3 protein-coding genes are annotated in these 2756 nt (G+C 76.0%); all 3 read right to left on the bottom strand.

All coding sequences use genetic code 11. From position 1 onward, the window contains the following. A partial coding sequence (locus VGH76_RS13875; protein WP_331557273.1) for a lipase occupies window positions 1-720 on the bottom strand: 720 nt, incomplete at its 3' end. Between the two features lie 124 nt (window positions 721-844). Then, window positions 845-2005 (bottom strand): radical SAM family heme chaperone HemW, encoded by a 1161-nt coding sequence (gene hemW, locus VGH76_RS13870; RefSeq protein ID WP_331557272.1) that lies wholly within the window; start codon window positions 2003-2005, stop codon window positions 845-847. 108 nt (window positions 2006-2113) lie between these two features. Next, on the bottom strand, window positions 2114-2695 hold the full coding sequence (locus tag VGH76_RS13865; RefSeq protein WP_331557271.1) for a hypothetical protein: 582 nt from the start codon (window positions 2693-2695) through the stop codon (window positions 2114-2116). Between the last annotated feature and the right edge of the window lie 61 nt (window positions 2696-2756).

Here is a 2756-nt window from a genome sequence, read left to right as displayed (position 1 = left end):
CCCCGTGACGGCCGCCTCGGTCGGCAGCGCGGAGTGGCTCACGCGCGTGCCGGGACAGACCCCTTGCACAGGAACGTTCACCGCACCCGCCAGCCGGGCGGAGTCCGGCGGGGTGACGGTCTGGTCGTCGGTGGTCCAGATCGAGAGCCACGGCAACGCTGTCCCGACCCTCGCCCTGGCCAGCTCGGCCAGCTCGGCGCTGCCCGGAGCCAGTTGCCGGCACGCGACCGGGCACGCGTCCGGCGCGGTCGCCGACGCCGCCGCCGCGAGCGTCGTGCCGGCCAGTGGCGCACCCAGGGTCACCACCCGGCGGGCCTTCGAGGCGCCGTCGTCGCGGGCGACCCAGAGCCCGGCGACCACCCCGCCCGCCGAGTAGCCGACCACGTCCACCGAGGGCGCTCCGGCGGCCAGGGCCGTGTCGACGGCGTGGTCGAGCACCTCGACCTGGGCCGACAGGTCTCCGGTGCCGTCGCCGACGAGCGTGAGCACCTGGGCATCGCGGCCGGTGGCCTCGATCCGCCCGGCGAGGCTCCGCAGGCTGTCGCGGGATCCGCCGTAGCCGGGGACGAGCAGCACCGGGCCGAGCTGGTCCTGCGACGGCAGCGCCGTGGGGTCGAGGGCCTGCCCACGCGCGCCGAATGTCCGCAGCCCGACCACGACGGCGGCCACCACAACGAGCACCCCGACCACCGCCACGAGCAGCCGCCGCCGCGGGCTCATGTCCGCCTGCCTCCCCGCGAGGGCGACTCAGGGTCGGGAACCGGGCGACTCGCGGACAGGCCCTCCCGCGAGTCGCCCGTTCTGCGCCCCCGAGTCGCCCGGTTTCCGCCGGCGAGTCGCCCGGTCATGCGGGCGCGCCCGCCAGGAGCGTGTGGATCACTCCGTCGGCCAGGAGGCGGCCCCGGCGGGTCAGCACCGCGCGGTCCGTCGCGAGCGCCGCAGGGTCGAGCAGGCCGTCCTCGGCGGCGCGGGCGGCCGCAGCGCGCCCTGCCCCGTCGAGCAGATCCATCGGGAGGCCCGTCGCCAGGCGCAGCCGCAGCATCACCCGCTCCGTCTGACGCTCGGACTCCGTCAGCACCTCGCGGTCGGCCTCCGGGGACGCCCCATCGGCCAGCAGCGCCGCGTACCGCGCCGGATGCTTGACGTTCCACCACCGCACGCCGGCGAGGTGCGAGTGTGCCCCCGGCCCGAGCCCCCACCAGTCCCCGTCGAGCCAGTACCCGAGGTTGTGGCGGCACGCCGCCGAGGGAGACGCCGTCCAGTTCGACACCTCGTACCAGTGCAGCCCCGCCGCCGAGAGGCGGTCGTCGATCAGCTCGTATCGGGCCGCGGCCACGTCGTCGTCGGGGGCGGGCAGCTCGCCGCGCGCGACCCGGCGGGCCAGCGCGGTGCCGTCCTCGACGATCAGTGCGTAGGCCGACACGTGGTCCACGCCGGCGGCCAGCACCGCGTCGAGGGAGGCGCGCAGGTCGTCGTCGGTCTCACCGGGCGTGGCGTAGATGAGGTCGAGGTTGACGTGCGCCAGCCCCGCCGCCCTGGCCTCCCGCGCCGCGGCGACCGCCCGACCCGGGGTGTGCCTGCGGTCGAGCACCCGCAGCACGTGCGGCGCGGCGGACTGCATTCCCAACGACACGCGGGTGAACCCGGCGTCGACCAAGCCTGCGAAGAACTCGGGCGAAGTCGACTCGGGGTTGGACTCGGTGGTCACCTCGGCGCCGGGAGCGAGCCCGAAGGTCTCCCGGACGGCACTGAGCACCTGGCCGAGCCTGTCGGCCCCGAGCAGCGACGGGGTCCCGCCGCCGACGAACACGGAGTCGGCCATCCGCGGCCCGACCGTCCGGGCGGCGATGTCAAGCTCGCGGCGAACGGCGTCGAGCCAGCCGTCCGGCGATGCCCCGGACCCGGCCAGCTCCGACGGCGTGTACGTGTTGAAGTCGCAGTAGCCGCAACGCGCCGCACAGAACGGCACGTGGACGTAGATCCCGAACGGCGACTGGGTGGGCACGACAACCCAGTGTGCCAGCGGCCACGGCAGCGCACGCGGGTGCCGCCCACGTGCACAGGCGCAGCCGATGTCCCGACCTCGACGATCATCGACCGCCCCGGCCACCCATCACGCGCTGAGGAGCGACCCCGGCCGCTCGCCCCGCCACAGCTCGGGCCGGTACCGCAGCACGAGCGGTTCGACCGGTGGGGCGTGGCGGCCCGCGCCGAGCCCCACCCGCCAGGTGCGCTCCCGGCCGAGCCGCCACGCCTGGAGCAGCTCGGGATGGCGACGGACCGCTTCGGGGTCGGCCGGGACCAGCTCCAGCACCGCCCCGACCTGGGGCGGCGGCCAGCCGAACAGCCGCAGGAGGAACGAGTGCGGCGCGGTCACGGCCACCACGAGCAGGCCGACCCCGGAGATCTCCGTCCAGGCGAGCCGGAAAGCGGGCTTGCGGCGGGCGCCGAGATCGAGCCGGATGCCGGCGTGGTCGATCACCAGCCGCCGCGTCCGCCGCGTGGCGCGCACCAGCGTGACCGCGCCGACCGCGCACAGACCGGCACAGACACCGGCGCCGATCCGCGCGCCCGTCCCCGCCCCGGCGTCGACCGCACCGGTGGCGGCGGCGACCGCGACCACCGCGAGCGTCACGGCGATGGTCCGGAGGGTCGGCCCGGACCGTCGTCCCAAGTCGATCACGCTGTCGTCCATGTCGCGGGACCGTACGCACGATCCGGCCCGCGGTGGGCGGTTTCGGAGAACCGGTCGCACG

It is taken from the genome of Actinomycetospora sp., assembly GCF_036497585.1.
Lineage (GTDB): Bacteria > Actinomycetota > Actinomycetes > Mycobacteriales > Pseudonocardiaceae > Actinomycetospora.
Note: the sequence above shows the minus strand (reverse complement) of the source record. Positions and strands in the feature narration are given on the sequence as shown.

What these genes read in the sequence shown, in the direction of transcription:
- VGH76_RS13865 (WP_331557271.1), bottom strand. Translation starts at nt 2,695, where the DNA reads ATGGACGACAGCGTGATCGACTTGGGACGACGGTCCGGGCCGACCCTC.